The organism is Salinivibrio sp. MA607 (genome assembly GCF_001996245.1).
GTDB lineage: Bacteria > Pseudomonadota > Gammaproteobacteria > Enterobacterales > Vibrionaceae > Salinivibrio > Salinivibrio costicola.
Window position 1 is genome coordinate 26,837 of sequence record NZ_MUFJ01000031.1, and the last position, 17,552, is coordinate 44,388.

General features: G+C 50.2%; 12 protein-coding genes. 5 read left to right on the forward strand and 7 right to left on the reverse strand.

The window, feature by feature from the left end:
* Nucleotides 1–206 precede the first annotated feature (206 nt).
* Together pnp and nlpI are read left to right on the forward strand one after the other, a co-directional pair.
* Nucleotides 207–2,354: a polyribonucleotide nucleotidyltransferase gene (pnp, locus tag BZG81_RS13285; protein ID WP_077669982.1), complete on the forward strand. Its 2,148-nt coding sequence runs from the start codon at nt 207–209 to the stop codon at nt 2,352–2,354.
* 68 nt (nt 2,355–2,422) lie between these two features.
* Nucleotides 2,423–3,301, forward strand: a complete 879-nt coding sequence (gene nlpI, locus BZG81_RS13290; RefSeq protein WP_077577121.1) for a lipoprotein NlpI — start codon at nt 2,423–2,425, stop codon at nt 3,299–3,301.
* 79 nt (nt 3,302–3,380) lie between these two features.
* On the opposite strand, the gene BZG81_RS13295 is transcribed toward nlpI, so the two are convergent.
* Nucleotides 3,381–5,477 (reverse strand): sensor domain-containing protein, encoded by a 2,097-nt coding sequence (locus BZG81_RS13295; RefSeq protein WP_077677606.1) that lies wholly within the window; start codon nt 5,475–5,477, stop codon nt 3,381–3,383.
* 333 nt (nt 5,478–5,810) lie between these two features.
* On the opposite strand from BZG81_RS13295, the gene BZG81_RS13300 reads away from it, so the two are divergent.
* The 3 genes from BZG81_RS13300 to rimI are packed head-to-tail and all read left to right on the forward strand — an operon-like array spanning nt 5,811 to nt 7,075.
* Entirely contained in the window at nt 5,811–6,212 is a 402-nt protein-coding gene (locus BZG81_RS13300; RefSeq protein ID WP_077669984.1) for a hypothetical protein, read from the forward strand.
* A gap of 16 nt (nt 6,213–6,228) precedes the next feature.
* Entirely contained in the window at nt 6,229–6,621 is a 393-nt protein-coding gene (locus BZG81_RS13305; protein ID WP_021023633.1) for a DNA polymerase III subunit psi, read from the forward strand.
* Complete coding sequence (rimI, locus tag BZG81_RS13310) at nt 6,614–7,075, forward strand: ribosomal protein S18-alanine N-acetyltransferase (RefSeq protein WP_077669985.1); 462 nt, start codon at nt 6,614–6,616, stop codon at nt 7,073–7,075. The genes BZG81_RS13305 and rimI overlap by 8 nt, the downstream gene beginning before the upstream one ends.
* Before the next feature lie 8 nt (nt 7,076–7,083).
* Here rimI and BZG81_RS13315 read toward each other — a convergent pair whose 3' ends face one another.
* The 6 genes from BZG81_RS13315 to BZG81_RS13340 all read right to left on the reverse strand — a co-directional run bounded on the left by BZG81_RS13315 (nt 7,084) and on the right by BZG81_RS13340 (nt 16,975).
* Nucleotides 7,084–9,006, reverse strand: coding sequence for a bifunctional diguanylate cyclase/phosphodiesterase (locus tag BZG81_RS13315; RefSeq protein ID WP_077669986.1), 1,923 nt, complete (start codon nt 9,004–9,006; stop codon nt 7,084–7,086).
* A 58-nt stretch (nt 9,007–9,064) separates the two neighbouring features.
* Nucleotides 9,065–9,667 (reverse strand): OmpA family protein, encoded by a 603-nt coding sequence (locus BZG81_RS13320; RefSeq protein ID WP_077669987.1) that lies wholly within the window; start codon nt 9,665–9,667, stop codon nt 9,065–9,067.
* Nucleotides 9,667–11,055 carry a TolC family outer membrane protein gene (locus BZG81_RS13325; RefSeq protein WP_077577128.1) on the reverse strand — a complete coding sequence of 463 codons (1,389 nt, stop codon included), beginning with the start codon at nt 11,053–11,055 and terminating at the stop codon, nt 9,667–9,669. Before BZG81_RS13325 ends, BZG81_RS13320 begins: the two co-directional genes overlap by 1 nt.
* Before the next feature lie 24 nt (nt 11,056–11,079).
* Nucleotides 11,080–12,474: an HlyD family type I secretion periplasmic adaptor subunit gene (locus BZG81_RS13330; RefSeq protein ID WP_077677607.1), complete on the reverse strand. Its 1,395-nt coding sequence runs from the start codon at nt 12,472–12,474 to the stop codon at nt 11,080–11,082.
* Nucleotides 12,471–14,636 carry a type I secretion system permease/ATPase gene (locus BZG81_RS13335; RefSeq protein ID WP_077677608.1) on the reverse strand — a complete coding sequence of 722 codons (2,166 nt, stop codon included), beginning with the start codon at nt 14,634–14,636 and terminating at the stop codon, nt 12,471–12,473. The genes BZG81_RS13330 and BZG81_RS13335 overlap by 4 nt, the downstream gene beginning before the upstream one ends.
* Before the next feature lie 62 nt (nt 14,637–14,698).
* Nucleotides 14,699–16,975, reverse strand: a complete 2,277-nt coding sequence (locus BZG81_RS13340) for a hypothetical protein (RefSeq protein WP_131826436.1) — start codon at nt 16,973–16,975, stop codon at nt 14,699–14,701.
* Nucleotides 16,976–17,552: the final 577 nt, after the last annotated feature.

Consider the following 17,552-nt stretch of genomic DNA (forward strand, 5'->3'; position numbering starts at 1 on the left):
CAAGCACGTGTATAATTAGCGCCACTTTCAGCTGTAAAACAGTCAACAACGTCGACCATTAGGTCGCGACTATTGACAGCATACTGCCCATCAAGATCAATCATCCGCGCAGCGTGCTTTCATTAGTCGCGATGGTGAACAGCTGAAAGCCGACAATTAGTGAGATAAATCAAAGGTTTTATCCCTCAGCAACAAGGAAATAATCTGTGAATCCAATCGTAAAAACATTCCAATACGGCAATCATACTGTGACATTGGAAACGGGCGTCATGGCACGCCAAGCCAATGGTGCCGTCATGGTCAGCATGGACGATACCTCGGTATTCGTCTCTGTTGTAGGTAAAAAAGAAGCCGCCGAAGGCCAAAGCTTTTTCCCTCTAACCGTCAACTACCAAGAGCGTACATACGCTGCAGGTAAAATCCCAGGTGGTTTCTTCAAACGTGAAGGCCGTCCATCTGAGTCAGAAACCCTCACCGCACGCTTAATTGACCGCCCAATCCGTCCGCTTTTCCCTGATTCGTTCAAAAACGAAGTACAAGTCATTGCGACGGTTGTGTCTGTTAACCCAGCCGTTAGCCCTGACATTGTCGCCATGCTGGGTACCTCTGCCGCCCTAGCGATTTCAGGCATCCCATTCAACGGCCCGATTGGCTCGGCACGCGTAGGTTATATCAACGACGAGTTGGTTCTTAACCCAAGCCCAGCGCAACTCGACGAAAGTAAGCTGGACCTGGTTGTTGCAGGGACAGAAGGCGCAGTACTGATGGTTGAATCAGAAGCTGATCGCTTGAGCGAAGAGCAAATGCTGCAAGCCGTGATGTTTGGTCACGAGCAACAGCAAACCGCTATCAATGCCATTAAAGAGTTCGCGGCTGAAGTCGGCACGCCTCAGTGGGATTGGAAAGCACCTGAAGTTAACGCTGCCCTACAAACCCGTGTGGCAGAAATGGCACAAGGTCCATTGGCTCAGGCATACCAGATCACTGAAAAAATGGCCCGTTACGAGCAAGTTGGCCAGGTGAAGCAAGACGTGGTTGCCGCTTTGCTAAGTGAAGACGAAAGCCTCAATGAACGTGAAATCCTCGGCATGCTTGGCGACCTAGAAAAAACCGTGGTTCGTGGTCGTATTATCGCCGGCGAACCGCGCATTGATGGCCGTGAAAAAGACATGGTTCGCGCCCTTGATGTCCGTACCGGCGTATTGCCACGTACACACGGCAGTGCCTTGTTTACCCGTGGTGAAACGCAAGCGCTAGTAACGGCGACCTTGGGTACCCAGCGTGATGCGCAAACTATTGACTCGATCATGGGTGAGCGCCAAGAAGGCTTCATGCTGCATTACAACTTCCCTCCATACTGTGTGGGTGAAACTGGATTTGTTGGCTCACCAAAGCGCCGTGAAATTGGCCATGGCCGTCTCGCTAAACGCGGTATCGCTGCGGTGATGCCAAGCCAGGACGATTTCCCGTACACATTGCGTGTGGTATCTGAGATCACCGAATCTAACGGTTCGTCATCCATGGCATCTGTCTGTGGTACATCGCTTGCGCTGATGGATGCCGGTGTACCGGTGAAAAAATCCGTTGCAGGTATTGCCATGGGTCTGGTGAAAGAAGGCGACGAGTTTGTTGTTCTTTCGGACATCTTGGGTGACGAAGATCACCTCGGTGATATGGACTTTAAAGTGGCCGGTACCGACGACGGTGTAACTGCGCTACAAATGGACATTAAAATCGAAGGGATCACCAAAGAGATCATGCAAATCGCCCTGAACCAAGCAAAAGGCGCACGTCTGCACATCTTGGATGTCATGGATCAAGCGATTGGTTCAGCCCGTGATGATATCTCTGAGTTTGCCCCTCGTATCCATACCATGAGCATCAATCCTGATAAGATCCGTGATGTGATTGGTAAAGGCGGCGCGGTGATCCGTCAGCTGACCGAAGAGACCGGCACTACGATCGAAATCGACGACAATGGTACGGTAAAAATTGCTGCTACTGATGGCGACGCGGCAAAAGATGCGATCTCTCGTATCGAAGCGCTTACTGCCGAAGTGGAAGTGGGCCGCATCTATACCGGTAAGGTCCAGCGCATTGTTGATTTCGGTGCGTTCGTCTCTGTGATTGGCGGTAAAGATGGCCTGGTTCACATTTCTCAAATCGCCGATGAGCGTGTTGAGAAAGTGACCGATTATCTTGAAGTTGGCCAAGAAGTGGACGTCAAAGTGCTCGAGGTTGATCGCCAAGGACGCATTCGCCTAAGCATGAAAGAAGCCGCATCTGAGAAAGGCTCAGACAAGCCTTCAGAAGACGCCGCATCTGCGGAGCAAGCGCCAAGTACTGACGCTTAGAGTCATCGAGTTATTCATGATATAAAGGGGGCTGAGGCCCCCTTTTTTTTACACGGAGATGCGCCTTCATGACCGTTTTTTATAAACCACTGACCAATGTGGCGCTGTTATTGCTGATGATGGCGTCATTGTTGCTCACAGGATGTAGCAGTCAGTGGACCTTCCCACCGATGGCCGTTCCCTTGCAGCCAACACTGCAACAGGAAGTCCACTTGGCACGCATCGATCAATTACTCGCACGAAAGGATTTAAGCGACGAGGCACGTGCGCAACTGCATTATGAACGTGGATTAATGCACGATAATCTTGGCATGCGCGACTTAGCACGATTAGATTTCAACCAATCTTTATCTTTAAAGCCTGACCAACCCGATGTATTCAATATTCTCGGTGTCTATTTTACTCAAAATGGCCATTACGATGCGGCTTACGAAGCGTTTGACTCAACGTTAGAGCTTGATGATAGCCATAGTTATGCCGAACGTAACCGCGGTATTGCCCTGTATTATGGCGGGCGCTATCGTCTGGCCTATCAAGACTTACTTAATCACTACCAAGAAGATCGCGACGACCCTTATCGCCTGATTTGGCTTTATTTAGTGGAGCGCGATTGGCAAGGTGAATCCCAAGCTCAACAAGCATTGTTAACCCGCAAAGCAAACGCCGAGACAACCGGCTGGGGCTGGCAACTGGTAGACATGTATCTGGGGGTGATCAGCGAGCGCGAGTTGCTTGAACAATTAGCCGCTCAGGGCAAAGATAACCAACAATTAGCAGAGCGCCTGTGTGAAGCGTATTTTTATCTCGCCAAACGGTACCAATATCAAGGCGATAACGATCGCGCTGTCGCGCTTTATAAGCTCGCCATGTCAGGCAATGTCTATCAATTTGTTGAGCATCGTTACGCGCTACTTGAACTCAACCGCCTGGCTTACCGTCAGCCATAGCCCATGCTTGCGACCCATATGCGACACTAAAAAGAGCAAGGTTTTCCTGCTCTTTTTTATTTTCACTGACACATAATCATCACGGGCGGGTGGGCGCTAATAGCTGTGGCGGTTGATTTTGCGGCTTATTTTTATGTAGCAATTGTTCAAACTCTCGCTTCGGCATCGGAGAGTGAAAGTAATAGCCTTGAATGGTGTCGCAATGTAGGTTGGTTAACACCGATGCTTGCTGGCGAGTTTCGACGCCCTCAGCCACCACCGTCATCTCCATCGCTCGCCCAAGGTGGATAATACTTTCCACCAGCGTCACCTGCTTACTGAGCGCATCCATCTCATGGATAAAGGCGCGATCGATTTTGAGCTCATCAAGCGGAAAGCGCGCGAGATAGGACAACGACGAGTACCCTGTCCCGAAATCATCAATCGATAACGCAAACCCTAATGATTTAATCGCATTCAACATGGTCAGCGCGTGCTCATCATTTCTCATTACCGCGCTTTCGGTAAGTTCAAAGGTAATATCTTCAGGATTGGCGCCGGTTGCTTTTAATAGCTTTTCCATATGTTCAATTAACTTAGGACTACTAAATTGCTCAGGCGATAAATTGATCGCGACCCGGCCCGGTAATAATCCTTGTTGCCGCCAACGATGAACATTTTGAAACACTTCCCGCATCACATGGCGCCCAAGCGCCTCTATCAAGCCGCAGCGCTCAGCCACAGGGATAAAACGCCCTGGACTGATGTAACCTTCCACTGGATGCTTCCAGCGCACCAAAGCCTCTGCGCCATTGATACGAAAATCACCCGCATTCACTTTGGGCTGATACCAGACTTCTAGGCTTTTGCTTTGCAATGCTTTTTGCAGCTCAATTTCCAGCCACAGACGCATCCGCGCTTCTTTGCTCATACTGTCGTTATACTCAACCACACGGTTTCGGCCTTGCTCTTTCGCCTCATACATTGCCGTGTCGGCATTTTGCAGTAATTGTCTGGCATCTTTGCCGTCTTCAGGGTAGCGCACCATCCCCAGGGAACAGGCCAAATATTTGCTAAAGTAGTGCAGTTCAAAAGGCTGGCTAATCGCGCCAACAACCTTGTCAGCTAACTGCTCGACCATGTCTTCAGTGGCAGGTTTGGGTAGGATCACCGCAAATTCATCGCCCCCCAAATGACCAATAATGGTGTCGGCGGAAAGCAGTGCGCGTAAACGTTGTGCGATATCTTGCAACACCCGATCACCCACGTGGTGGCCTAGCGAGTCATTGATGTTTTTAAAATTATCCACGTCAAGATATAACATGGCTAAAGGCGTCTGCGCACGGATCAGTTTATCCAGTTCACTGCTAAAGCCATAGCGATTATACAATCCTGTCAAGGCATCGATATTGGCCCATTGCGGCTCGCCCACTTTGCTTATTTCATCGTGCTGTGCGGGTTGCAGCCGCTTCACCTCTGTATAAGGCGCGTGTAAGCGCAACATAGTGGCTTGTTTACCTAATACCTGAATCGGCGACTGAGAAAGGCGCACAGACGCACCTTTTTTACTACTCAATGCGTCAATGCACTCGCGATCATTGGCACTCGCTAAGCGCTCTATCACCGAATGGTTTTGATCGGCAAGCGCTAAATAATTCGCCACCGGTTCACCGAGCAAGTCGTCTGCGGATGCCACCCCTAGCAAGGTCGCTGCAGCAGGGTTCGCGGAGAGAATACAACCGTCCTCCACCAGGCAACAGCCATCGTCGATCAACGAACTTAAACGATGATATTTTTCATCCGCTTCTTCCAGCGCACTGGCTAAGATTTGACGCTCCGAGGTGTCAACTGCATGGAAAATAACACAAGGCTGTCCTTGCTCATCCTTATAGTTTTTAAGCGGTGCCACACTGAAATGAAAGCTTGAGCTATGATACTCATCCGCAATCACCACTTCTCCTTCCGCGCCATCCCCGCGTCTTGCTTTCTCATAATGCGGTTTTACCGCTTGATAAAACGCCTCGCCTAGCGTGTCTTTGTCACAAAGCCCCTTCAACGAGACAGAGGAAAGACCCGCCAACTCACAATAGCGCGGGTTAGCGTACACGTAGCGATCGGTACTATCTAGAATGGCAAAAAGGAACGGACTGTTATCGGTTAAGCAGTAAAACCAATCATTTAACGACGATATTGGCATGGGGGCTCACATTGGGTAATCACGCTCGATTATATCATCATCGAGACAAGCGTCTCATATATTAGACACTTTTAACTTCRTTGTCAGTAGCACTTTATGAGGCACACGTCATAGGTTCAAGCTTTTCTCACTATATACCGCACATTTATCGGTAAAAAGAGGAAAGGCACTCAAAATCAGTAAAAAAGCGAGAGTATGTTGCCAAATCACACAATTTGGCGGCTATTTATGCATTTAGCTGCGTAACAATCTGTGCGAGACTCACTGTCACTATTGCACCGGATCGGGAATCGGTTATCCTGACCACAACATTTACTCACCGCTGTATGTCTTATGCTTATTCGCTCAGAAGCGCCCGCCGACTTGGTTAAACTGGATCGTTGGTGGCGCGACGATATCACGCGTCCTTATCAAGCCGACCAACTCAAGCAATGGCGTGAAGCCGGGCTTATTTCTCTGTCGTTGCTCGCGACCAGCGATATGGGAGAGGTACAGGGCCATATTGTGGTGATTGATGCGCAAATGGATAACAACAGCCAAGAAATCGCGTTATGGCACAGTCCAGATCCCGACCTTTTAATGCCTCTCTTGGACGAAGCGGAATCCACCCTCTTTGAGTTTGGCTATACCCGGCTTAAAATAATGCCCAGTGCTGAGGCGGCGCGCGCTGAGTTTGCCCCGATACAGACCAACGATGCCTGGTGGTATAAGCAATTAGCCGCCGCGACCGCTTAATACGGATGCCAAAACGATGTTAACCGACATTCAACGTTTACAAGCGATGGGCCTAGACGTCTGGCAGTTACGTCATCCAGCCATTTATGACCAAACGCACGAAGTTATTCAGTTACCAGACGCCTGCCAATTATTGCTGGTCTGTGATACGCCGCTCAGTGAAAAAGATGCGTGGTTGTTCGGCAATATACTCAAGAGCATGAAGTTGCGCCCCGAGCAGGCGCGTCAATTACCGCATGCAGCGTTGTCGGCACTGGGTGAACATCGCTTAACTTGGTGCTGGTATATTGACACACCGGATGTGATTATTGATGGCGTACGACGTTTAGATTCGATTCCCTTAGCGCAGATGCACGATAACCCAACCGCCAAACGCGATCTGTGGCGGCAGATTTGCCAATATGACTGATTATTATCTTTGTCCGCTGGCGCACGATGACATCACAGCCATCAGCGCAATCGAGCGGCGCGCCCACAGTTCCCCCTGGTCAGACACCCAACTAGCGGCGCCAACTGGCCGTTTTGACCACGCGTATGGGCTTCATTTAATGCAGCCACACGCATTACTGATTGGGTATTTTTACGCGCGCTGTGTCGCCGGGGAGGGAGAATTATTGAACATTGCGATTGAGCCCACCTATCAAGGGCAAGGATGGGGAAGTATTTTACTTGAGGCGATGATCAAACGCCTAAATGAAGCCGGTGCGGAGAGTATCTGGCTGGAGGTACGCGAAAGCAACATCGCGGCGCAAGTCTTGTATCAAAAATATGGCTTTAAGCCCGTCAGCCGCCGAAAACACTATTATGCGTGTGCCGACGGTCGACGAGAAGATGCGTGGGTGATGCAAAAAATAGCCGATTGAAACTAAGGCTACTCACCACTATCTAACCTGATCGGTGGCAGAATATAGCCTTGATAGCCCTGACAACCTAACTGATGAAAATACTGGTGCTGCTCTGATTGTTCAATCCCAGTGGCAATGACAGTGATCTCTCGTCCCAGCGCAATATTGACTAGCATGCGAATGAATACATCATCCACACCGCTCGACTGCTGACCAAACCCGATATCCAATTTGACATAATCAGGCTCGATATTTTTGATGTAGTCGACGTTATCCATATTACGGCCAAAGTGATCAACCCCAACGGCAAAGCCTTGACCACGGATTAAACGAAACAATGCCTTGCAAGCTTCAGGATCAGCATGCACCGCTTTTTCTGACACTTCAAACGCCAGTTTATCGGCGAGATAGGTTTTGAGTAAAAAGTGACTTAACCAATCATAGAATGTTTGGCTTTGGACACTTTCGATGGTGATATTGATCGCGAGCTTGTCACTGTGAGGATTTTTATTAAGGTAGTCACTCACCCTATTTAGCACGTGAATATCAAACTCTTCGCCTAATGCATACATCTCAATACGGTTGAGCAACTGACCCGCAGATAGCCAGCTATCGTCCACCCAAAGGTGTGCGTACACCTCTTGATGCCAATTATATTGATTATCACGATGACGAACCGGTTGGGCATAAAGCGCTAATGGATTTTTGTGCAACGCATCAAGCAAAACATGCCGCCATTGCTCTCGGGTCCGGCTATCAACTTGTTCATCCGTTGGCCAAAAGTAAACCTCGTTTTGGCGCTTCGCGTGTTGTAATGCATTATCCGCTTTCGCCATCAGGCCCACCGTCTCGTCGGTACGCGTTTGCGCAATACCTAAGTGAAAGCCTTGATTGACCGGTAGCGAGATATTCTCTAGCTCTTGATTGATCACCCGTAATAACTGGCGTAAGTAACGCCGTAATGCTTTCTCTTCATCGGTAACCAGTAAGATCGCGATTTCATTATGACTCAACCTTGCCACGACTTGATGCGTGCTGGCTAAGCTCTCCTGCGTTAACGCTTCTCCTAGTAATCGCCAACATTGATCCCGGTATTGATATCCGTAACGCGCACGTAAACGTGATAACCAATCCGCCTCTAACAGAATTAAGCTGCAACCGACTTCATCGTTGATAAAGCTTTGCAGCTGGTGCTGAAAATAGCCACGGTTCGGTAAGCGTGATACCGGATCCACCATGAGTTTATCGCGCAAGCGTGCCAATTCGTCTTGTTGTGATTGCTGCATCCGTGCGACTTGTTGCCCGGCAAGATTAAAGGCGTTTTGCAGTGCCGATAAATCACTCACACTGGTTGCCACTTGTGTCGGATGAAAATCACCATGTCCTAACGACGTCAGTCGCTGACTGAGATCCCCCAGAGGGACGGTAACACGACGGAACATAAAAGACGCGGCGACAATAACGGTCACACCCGCAGCCAATAACCAACCGACTAATCGCACCAGTCGTTGCCATAACTCAGCAATATCTTGATGAGGATCGAACGTCATGGTCAGCTTCGCTAACTGTGTCCAGCCGTTGCTCACCGAGACGGAGGTTGTGTTCACCGTTAAACCCGTCGCTGTCGCGAACCAATTCGGCACATGCATTGCCGGGCGGTCAGATTCCCATACTTGGCGTTCCCCAGATAGCATAGGCTCGATCGTGATCTGACTCACTTGGGGCATACTGATAAACTGGGAAGCTAACTGCGTGAGTCGTTGTCCATCACTTTGTTCAAGTACCGCGGGCAGCGCTTCAGCCAGCGTCTTACTGAGTAAGTTTGATTGTTGCTGCTGCTGTTGTTTACGTTGCTCCGCGCTCAACTGAAATACCACTGCTGTGGTCACCAATACAGTGACCACAGTAGCGGCGACGACAAACGAAAGCACACGTTGATGCAGTGTCATTGCGCGCCTCGCCAGCCGATACGTGAAATGACTATCGAAGTGACCATTGGCGTAGCCGCTAATCTGATTCCGATGAATAAATAGTCCATCGTTTCTCCGTTATGCCGTGTTCGCCAGAAACAGTCGCGACCACTCGGCGATTTGTTTCATTGGCTCTGTCTGTCTCAGCATCGATTAATGGGCGTGTCTCACCGAAGCCTTGCGCGCTAACACGACTGCGGTCAAGGTAAAACTGATTAACGAGCACGTCCGCAATCGCCTCTGCGCGTCGCTGTGACAACGCTAAATTGTAGCTCGCCGCACCCACTTTACTGGCATGACCTTCAATGAGTACCGACGCCTTAGGATAACGGCGCATAAATTCGGCAAGATCACGGATATCGCCATACTGACTCTCACGAACCTGGGCCGAATCCGTAGCAAATTGGACATTCAGCTCGAACGATGCTGTTTCTATTCGCTCTTGCGGGCATCCTTCATTATTGACCCGAGCTTGTTCAAGCGTCGCGTTACACTGATCGCGCGCGGCAATTACACCATCTTTGTCTTGATCGGTGAGGTCACGGCTTTGTATGATCTTCATTTCCATGGGATCAACCAACTGTGGCGCACAGCCACTGATCATGAGCGCGGTAAAAAGAAGTAAACTCAACTGCTTCATTATTCACTCCCCTCACTGTACAGCGATGCCGTGTCCCAGCTTGCAGGCGTATCGATTCTTAGTGAGGCCAGTAATTGCCCGGTAGCGTTTAATATTCGATATTGTGCATACCGCTCATCGGCTTCTTTACTTAGGTATTCACGGCGTGTTTCAAACAACTCATTTTGCGAGTCCAATACATCCAAAAGCGTCCGCGCATTGAGGCGAAACTCTTCGCGATAGGCATCTCGGGTATCGGTAGCGGCTTCGACATGTTGGCGCATAAAGTCACGCTGCTGTTCAAGATAGGTTCGCGCGTTCCAGGCTAAAGTGGCCCCTTCAACCACTTGGCGATGGGTCATCTCATTAACTTCTCGCGCCTCGATGGTTTGATAAGCCGTTTGTCGCTCTCGGGCGCGATCGGCACCACCATTAAATAAGTTGTAGCGCATGCGTACCATGGCTTGGATATTATTATTCTCGCCACCGACATCTGGCGGACCCGCACCATCTTCGCCACCAATGTTTTCGTTCCAATTAGCATCGACTTCTACGTTGATGGTCGGTAAATACGCAGCACGAGAGCCATCACGGGCTGCATTCGCCGCCGCAATATCTGCTTGTGCAGATTGCAAACGCGGATGGTTATCTAACGCCATATCCAAGGTAGTATCCAGCGACTGAGGCAGCATCGCGGCATCAGGGCTGGGTAAGTGTAAATCCTCAGGTGCGATACCGACGACCTTCATAAAAGCACTACGCGCATCGGCGAGGTTATTACGCGCCGACATTAAGTTTGCGTTCGCACGCGCTAAGCGTCCTGTCACCTGAGACAAGTCGCTGGCTTTGGCAAATCCACCTTGATTGCTTTCTTCAATCGCATCGTAGATTTCCTGATGGTTATCTAGGTTTTTTTCTGCCAGGATCACAATCTCTTCAGCTACGAGCACATCCAGATAAATACGTGACACTTCCAACGCTTTATCTTCTGCGGTGGCAATCAAGCCCCACTGCTCGGCCGTGGCTTCGTTTTGTGTCCGCGCCACTTCATGTTGGGTACGAAAGCCATCAAAAAGCATTTGGCGTAATGATAACCCAAGCTCACGACGAGTTAGGTCTACTTCATCATCCGTGCTGGTATCACGGCGAGTGCCTGGTGAGTCCGTCCATTCCTGCCCCACACCAGCGGTCGCATCCAGTGTGGGATAATAACCGGCTTTGGCTTGGTCTATAGATTGCTCACGCGCTTTATAGCGCGCAAAGGCTTCACGTATTTGTGGATGAGACTCGAGTGAGCGAGCCACCGCTTGCTCCAATGTTTGCGATATTGCAACGGGTGAAATCAAGCTCATGGCTAGCGCGATAGCCGTTATGCGCGTTTTATGACACAGATGCGAAAGGGTCGGCATCTTGTTTCTCCTTGTTGTAATTATTTAGCGCTCGCGTAGTGCGTTTTCTTTTGCCCGTAAGATAGGATTGAGAAGATAATCCAACACCGTGCGCTTGCCGGTAATAATATCAACCGAGGTCAGCATGCCAGGAATAATCGGCATCGGCGTGCCATCATCCCGCGTTAAGTGCGATGCCTCGGTCCTGATTCGCACGAGGTAAAAGCTATTCCCTTCTTCATCCTGCGTGGTATCGGCACTAATGTGCTCCACTTTACCGTCTAGCCCGCCATAGCGGGTAAAGTCATACGCGGTGACTTTTACAACGGCCGGTAACCCAGGATGTAAAAATGCAATGTCTTTGGGCAAAATCTTCACTTGTACGAGCAGCTGATCTTCAGTGGGTACAATTTCTATCACATCTTCCCCGGGGCCCACGACACCACCCAATGTGTTGATGTGCACCGTTTTCACCGTGCCATCGACAGGTGAAGTAATCACGGCTTTGTTCACTTTGTCTTGTGCCCCGACGGTCGCCTCTGTGAGTCGAGACAGCCGTGCCTCGCTTTCACTCAGCTTGGCCCGTGTCTCACCAATAAACTGCAAAGCAGCCTCACGGCGTTTTAAGATAGATTCATCTAACGCTGCTTTAATTTTAGGCCGCGACAGTCTTAAGTTGGTCAGCTCACCCTGCATATCATTGATCTGTCTTTCCAGTTTGAGAAGCTCCACTTCTGAGACAATCTTCTTTTTTACCAAAGGACGTGTGATATTGATCTCACGATCCATAATCGATAACGAGTTAGTTAGCGTTTTTATCTTGGACGCCACTTCTTCCAACGCTTGGCGTTTCTGAACGATTTGTTGTCCCTGAATATCCAGTTGATTACGTAGACTGTCCAGTCGGCTCCGATATTCTGACTTTTGCCGTGCAATTAACTGGGGTTTACGGCTGGTGAGTGAATCAGGAAAACTGATGGGACGCGGCACAATCTCAATCTGTTGCTGCCATGGCTGGCTAGGTGGCTGCAGAATGACACTATCAAGTTCACTGTACATGCGCGTGACCGAAGCTCGCAAACTGTCAATTTCTTGCTCTTGCTGAGCCAGATCGGAACGAAAGCGGGTGGCATCAATACGCGCGAGAGGCATTCCTTTTTCAACCAATTGCCCTTCATCAACATACATCGCCTGCAAAATGCCACCATCTAGGCTTTGGATCAGCTGGACATGAGAAGGAGGAATGACTTTACCACTGCCCCGAGTGACCCGGTCCAGCTCCGCCACCGCGGCCCATACAATAAAACTGACGATAAGGAGCAAGGCCACCCAAACCACCGCTCGGTATTTAAGTGGCGTGTCTGTCATCATCGCGCCATAAACATCGTCAATCATGTCGAGATCAGCGGGTTGGCTGGCCTTTTTAACGACCTTGCTCATGACGCATTTCCTTTGTTGAGCTTACTGAGGACTTTGTCACGCGGACCATCCATTACAATGCGTCCTTTGTCCATCACAATCACCCGCTGCGCGAGGTTGAGCAGTGACATGTTATGGGTCACCATCACCAGTGTTCGTGATTTGGCTGCGACTTCCATCGCTTTAATAAATTGGTTTTCAGCGTGCGCGTCTAAACTGGCCGTCGGTTCATCCATCACCAGCACAGGCGGCTCATTAAGCAACGCACGTGCTAAAGACACCGCCTGCCTCTGACCGCGAGAAAGGCGTTCGCCACGCTCTCCCACCTGTTTATCTAGGCCTTCATGGTCTTGCGCGGTAAACAAACTCACGCCTGACAGCTGCACGGCGCGCATCAGCTGGTGCTCAGTGACTTGGCGCGTACCAAACATAATGTTTTCGCGAATAGTGCCATGAAACAGCGTCACATCTTGTGCCAAATAGCCCACGTTGCGACGCAAATCTGAAGGATGGATTTGACGGCTATCGACGCCATCAAACCGTAAACTGCCTTGGTTGGGCTGAAAAAGACCGGCTAACAGTTTGAGTAACGTGGTTTTACCCGAGCCATTTTTACCTAAGATGGCGATCACTTCACCCGGCTGAACGCGAAAATTCAATGGATAAAGCGCCGGTTTTTCCGTCTCTGGATAATTAAAGGCCAAGTTATCGGCACTGAGTTCACCTTTAAGGCGTTTACGACTGACAAGGTGCCCTTTATCAGCAAACTCATCCTCTTGCTCCATCATCGCATTCAGTTGGCGCAGCGAGGTGCTGGTTTGATTCCAACGGTTGAGCAAACTCGCCATTTGCGCCATGGGTGATACCGCTCGGCTGGAAAGCATCACTGCCGCGATGATCCCCCCCATGGAGATATCGCCGTCCGCCACCCGATACACCCCCAAGATCACCACGGCGATCGCCATCATCTGGGTGATGAAAGTGGCAATGTAAGAAACGTTGTTGGTGATTTGTTTGACTTTAAAGTTCCAATTCGCCGTGTGCGCGGTCATTTGCTGCCAACTGCGCTGCACGATGCCTTCGGCGCCATTGGCTTTGATGCCCTCTAACGCCGATAAACTTTCAATGAGATGGCCATGGCGCTCAGACGCGTATTTATTACTCTCTTCAATCGCTGCGCGCAATTTGGGCTGGACCGAGATGGTGTAGCCCAAGATCAGTAACCCAGCCACGACCGGCACCATGGCCAGATCGCCCGCGACTAGATAAATAACCGTGATAAAGAAAACCGCAAACGGCAAATCAACCAAGGTGGTGATAGTCGCCGAGGTGAGCATGTCTCGCACAGAGTCGAACTCACCCAACTGTTTGGCCGTGGCCCCCACACTGCCGCCACGATTGGCCAGCGGCGTACCCATCAGCCGTGCAAACAGTCGAGACGAAACAATAATATCGACTTTCTTCCCGGCCATATCAATCATGTAGGAGCGCAACTTGCGCATGATAAAGTCAAAGCAGTAGGCCAAGGTGGCGCCGCTAGCTAACACCCACAAGGATTCAAACGCCAAATTAGGAACGATCTTGTCATAGACGTTCATGACGAACAGCGGCGACACTAAAGCAAAGAGGTTCACCAACACCGAGGCGAGCAACGCATCGCGATAAATAGGCGCAGCGTCTTTGACCGTTTGCCAAAACCAGTGGATTTTATTGTCGTGCAGGTGTAAATCGACCGACTGATCACCGCGGTACTGGCGCTTAATAAAAAAGCAATACCCGACATACATCGCCTCAAGGGCTTCAAGCTGCATGGTTTGCTCGCCGCCATTTTCGGGCAACTGAATCAGGGCAGTGCCTGCCTCATTATCAATTTCACGCAGCACACAGGCTTTTTGATCTGCTAACAGTAACACGCAAGGGAGCAATAACGGCCCTAAGTTATCCAGGTTGCGACGTGACAAGCGTGCGGCCAAACCGGCGCGCCCTGCCGCTTGTGGAAACATATCGGGCGTGAGTAGCGCATTGGTCATCGGCAAGCCCGCGACCAACGCATCCCCCGAGCAGGGGGTGCCATAGTGTTCGGTCAGCAATACCAAACAATCTAGCAAGGGATCGTCGGTGGGTTGTTCGCCCGCTGCGATTCGCCACTGCACCGATTGATTATTATTTGAAGGGTCAGTCACTTACATCTCTCTTTTGACCGAAAACAAAAGGCAGCGACATGATAGCCGCTGCCTGAGGGTGATTACCAGTCTGTATCGATCTCAATATCATCGAGGGCTGTCATGTCGGAGGATACAGATATAGTGCCATCACCATTATCATTAATGGTCAAAGAGCCTTTCTCACCTTCAATCAGCGTGTTGAGCACCACTTGACCGCCTTCTAACTTGACATTGGTAAGTTTAATTGTCTGATCAGTATCTTCCAAAGTGCCGTAATCGAACTTCAACGTTACATTCACCGAATCATCATTAGGATTCGTATCGTTCATGGTGACACTAAAGCGACTAAAGTCTCCATTTACCTCATCACCTTTGAACAGATCATTCAGATTTAGAGTGTCCTCAGCGGAGAAATCACTGACCCTGTCGGTGTATTCATGACGATTTTGTGAATTCACATCATCCATTGACCAGGAGAAGGTATCCGCGCCATCAGAGCCGGTCAGCATATCGCTGCCACGACCACCGATTAGGACATCGTCACCTTCACCACCACGAACCTGATCACTCCCATCCCCGGCATCAATATAATGGCTATCAGTAGTTTGCCAATCTGACTCAAAGTCTGACATCCAGCGAGTTACAGGTTCATCAATGTTGAAGCTTTCGTCATTAATGACAACTTTTTCAGACCCGCTTAAACCGACATTTAGCGATAACCGGCCACTGTACAACATATCAATTTGATCAACTCCATCACCGGTCTCTATCGAGTGTTCTTGCGATTCAGGTTTACTTGTAGGCTGAACGGCGAATTCGCCTAATGTAGTATCACCATCACCATCAACAACCTTATAGGAGAAATCAATGTCTGAATCACCCTCAGGTGCTTGCATCACTTGATACTGGTAGAACTCCCACTTACCTGTTGCTGGCGTCAGTTGCACCTCAAAGACCAACGCGCCATTTTCATCTGTTGCTATCAGACGATTATTGCCATCAAATTGAGTCGTAATCGCTAAACCTTGCGCCGTGAATAAACCATCTTCAATGCCTTCAAGCATGATAGAGTCAAGTCCGTCAGCGCCTGCATGATACTGCAACGTACCATCAGCAACAGCAATTGCTTGTTCATCCGATGCGCCCGTGAAAGTTATCGACTTAACGGTTAGGTCACTGTTATCACCTGTGTCATCTCGGTTTTCATTGTCAGTGGCTTCAATAGTAATTTGGTCAAAACCACCTTCTTGAATATCGAAGTTCTTCGCGTAGTCACCACTTGTCTCATCGGACGTGAATTCTCTTTCAGCGACCAGTTCGCCATCTCGATAGAAGCGTGCAATACCAGACTCGAGTTCTCCCCCATACATTTTAGAGAACTCAATTTGTGCGCCATAAGCAACTTGGCCATTCAACGAGAATATCAGTTGCTCAGATACGCCTTGGCCGGTGTCCGTGATGCGATATTCAATCTCATTGGACAAAGGATGACCGTGTTCATCAGGATTACTTGGCCAAGGCCAAGGAGTAGACGAAGAACCACTATCAACACCAATACCATCAGACGATAAATTAACTTTGTCGTATTCAAGTTGAGTGTTGTAGTCATTCGCAAACCCGAGGGCAGTCACCGTAACATCATCAAGGGTGAGACGGTCTCCCGAGCCTTGCCCTGTGAACGAGACTTTGCCTATCAGCACATCGGGAATATCCTGCAACTCGACCGGTACAACCTCTACCGCTATAGTTTCGGGGCTGTCATCCTCAATAGTGACACTTAACGGCTTACTCAAGTCAGTACGGTTATCATCGTTTACGACGACACTAATAGGAAGCGACAATGTGTCTTCCATCTCTGTGTCCGGATGATCCAGAGGGCTATGTAGCTCGACATCATAAGTCCATTCAAGACTTCCGCTCATTGGCTCATTGAGCGTGACAGTTATGACAGGATCTGTCGCATTTGTATGACCCAACAAACGGTTTGTAGATGCATCCCAGGTCCAAGCTACCGTTTCACCGTTTGAGGTCAATCCGCTGCCGCCGGCAAGTGCGACGGTCATATCTCCTGAACCGCCTGTTACGGTAAATTGACCAGAACCTGAAACACTATTCGTTGTATCCGTCCCAGATGGCAATGAATCCTCAATACCGCCTGCCAGTCCTTCTTCAGAAACAGTCACTTCAGAAACAATAGTTATTGTAGGTGTGGTGTCGAGCACGGCGCTGTCGCTGCCTTCTGCCGAGGTGTTGCCGAACTGGTCTTCCAGCACCGCTGTCACGGTGAGGGTTTCACCTTCCGCTGGCGCATCGAACGAGGTCGCGACGCTGCCGTTGCTGATGTCGGTGTCGGCCAACACGATGTCGTTGGTGGTGGTGCCATCGCTGACGCTGATGGTGTCACCGGCNGGTGTCGAGCACGGCGCTGTCGCTGCCTTCTGCCGAGGTGTTGCCGAACTGGTCTTCCAGCACCGCTGTCACGGTGAGGGTTTCACCTTCCGCTGGCGCATCGAACGAGGTCGCGACGCTGCCGTTGCTGATGTCGGTGTCGGCCAACACGATGTCGTTGGTGGTGGTGCCATCGCTGACGCTGATGGTGTCACCGGCCACGGCACCCGCTGGCAAGTCGACGTTGACGTCGACCTGGCCATCGAGCTCGTCACTGCTGATCACGCCATCATTGTTGGCGTCTTCGGTGATGGTGACCGTCGGCGCGCTGTTGTCCTCACCCGCCTGGGTGTCGAGCACGGCGCTGTCGCTGCCTTCTGCCGAGGTGTTGCCGAACTGGTCTTCCAGCACCGCTGTCACGGTGAGGGTTTCACCTTCCGCTGGCGCATCGAACGAGGTCGCGACGCTGCCGTTGCTGATGTCGGTGTCGGCCAACACGATGTCGTTGGTGGTGGTGCCATCGCTGACGCTGATGGTGTCACCGGC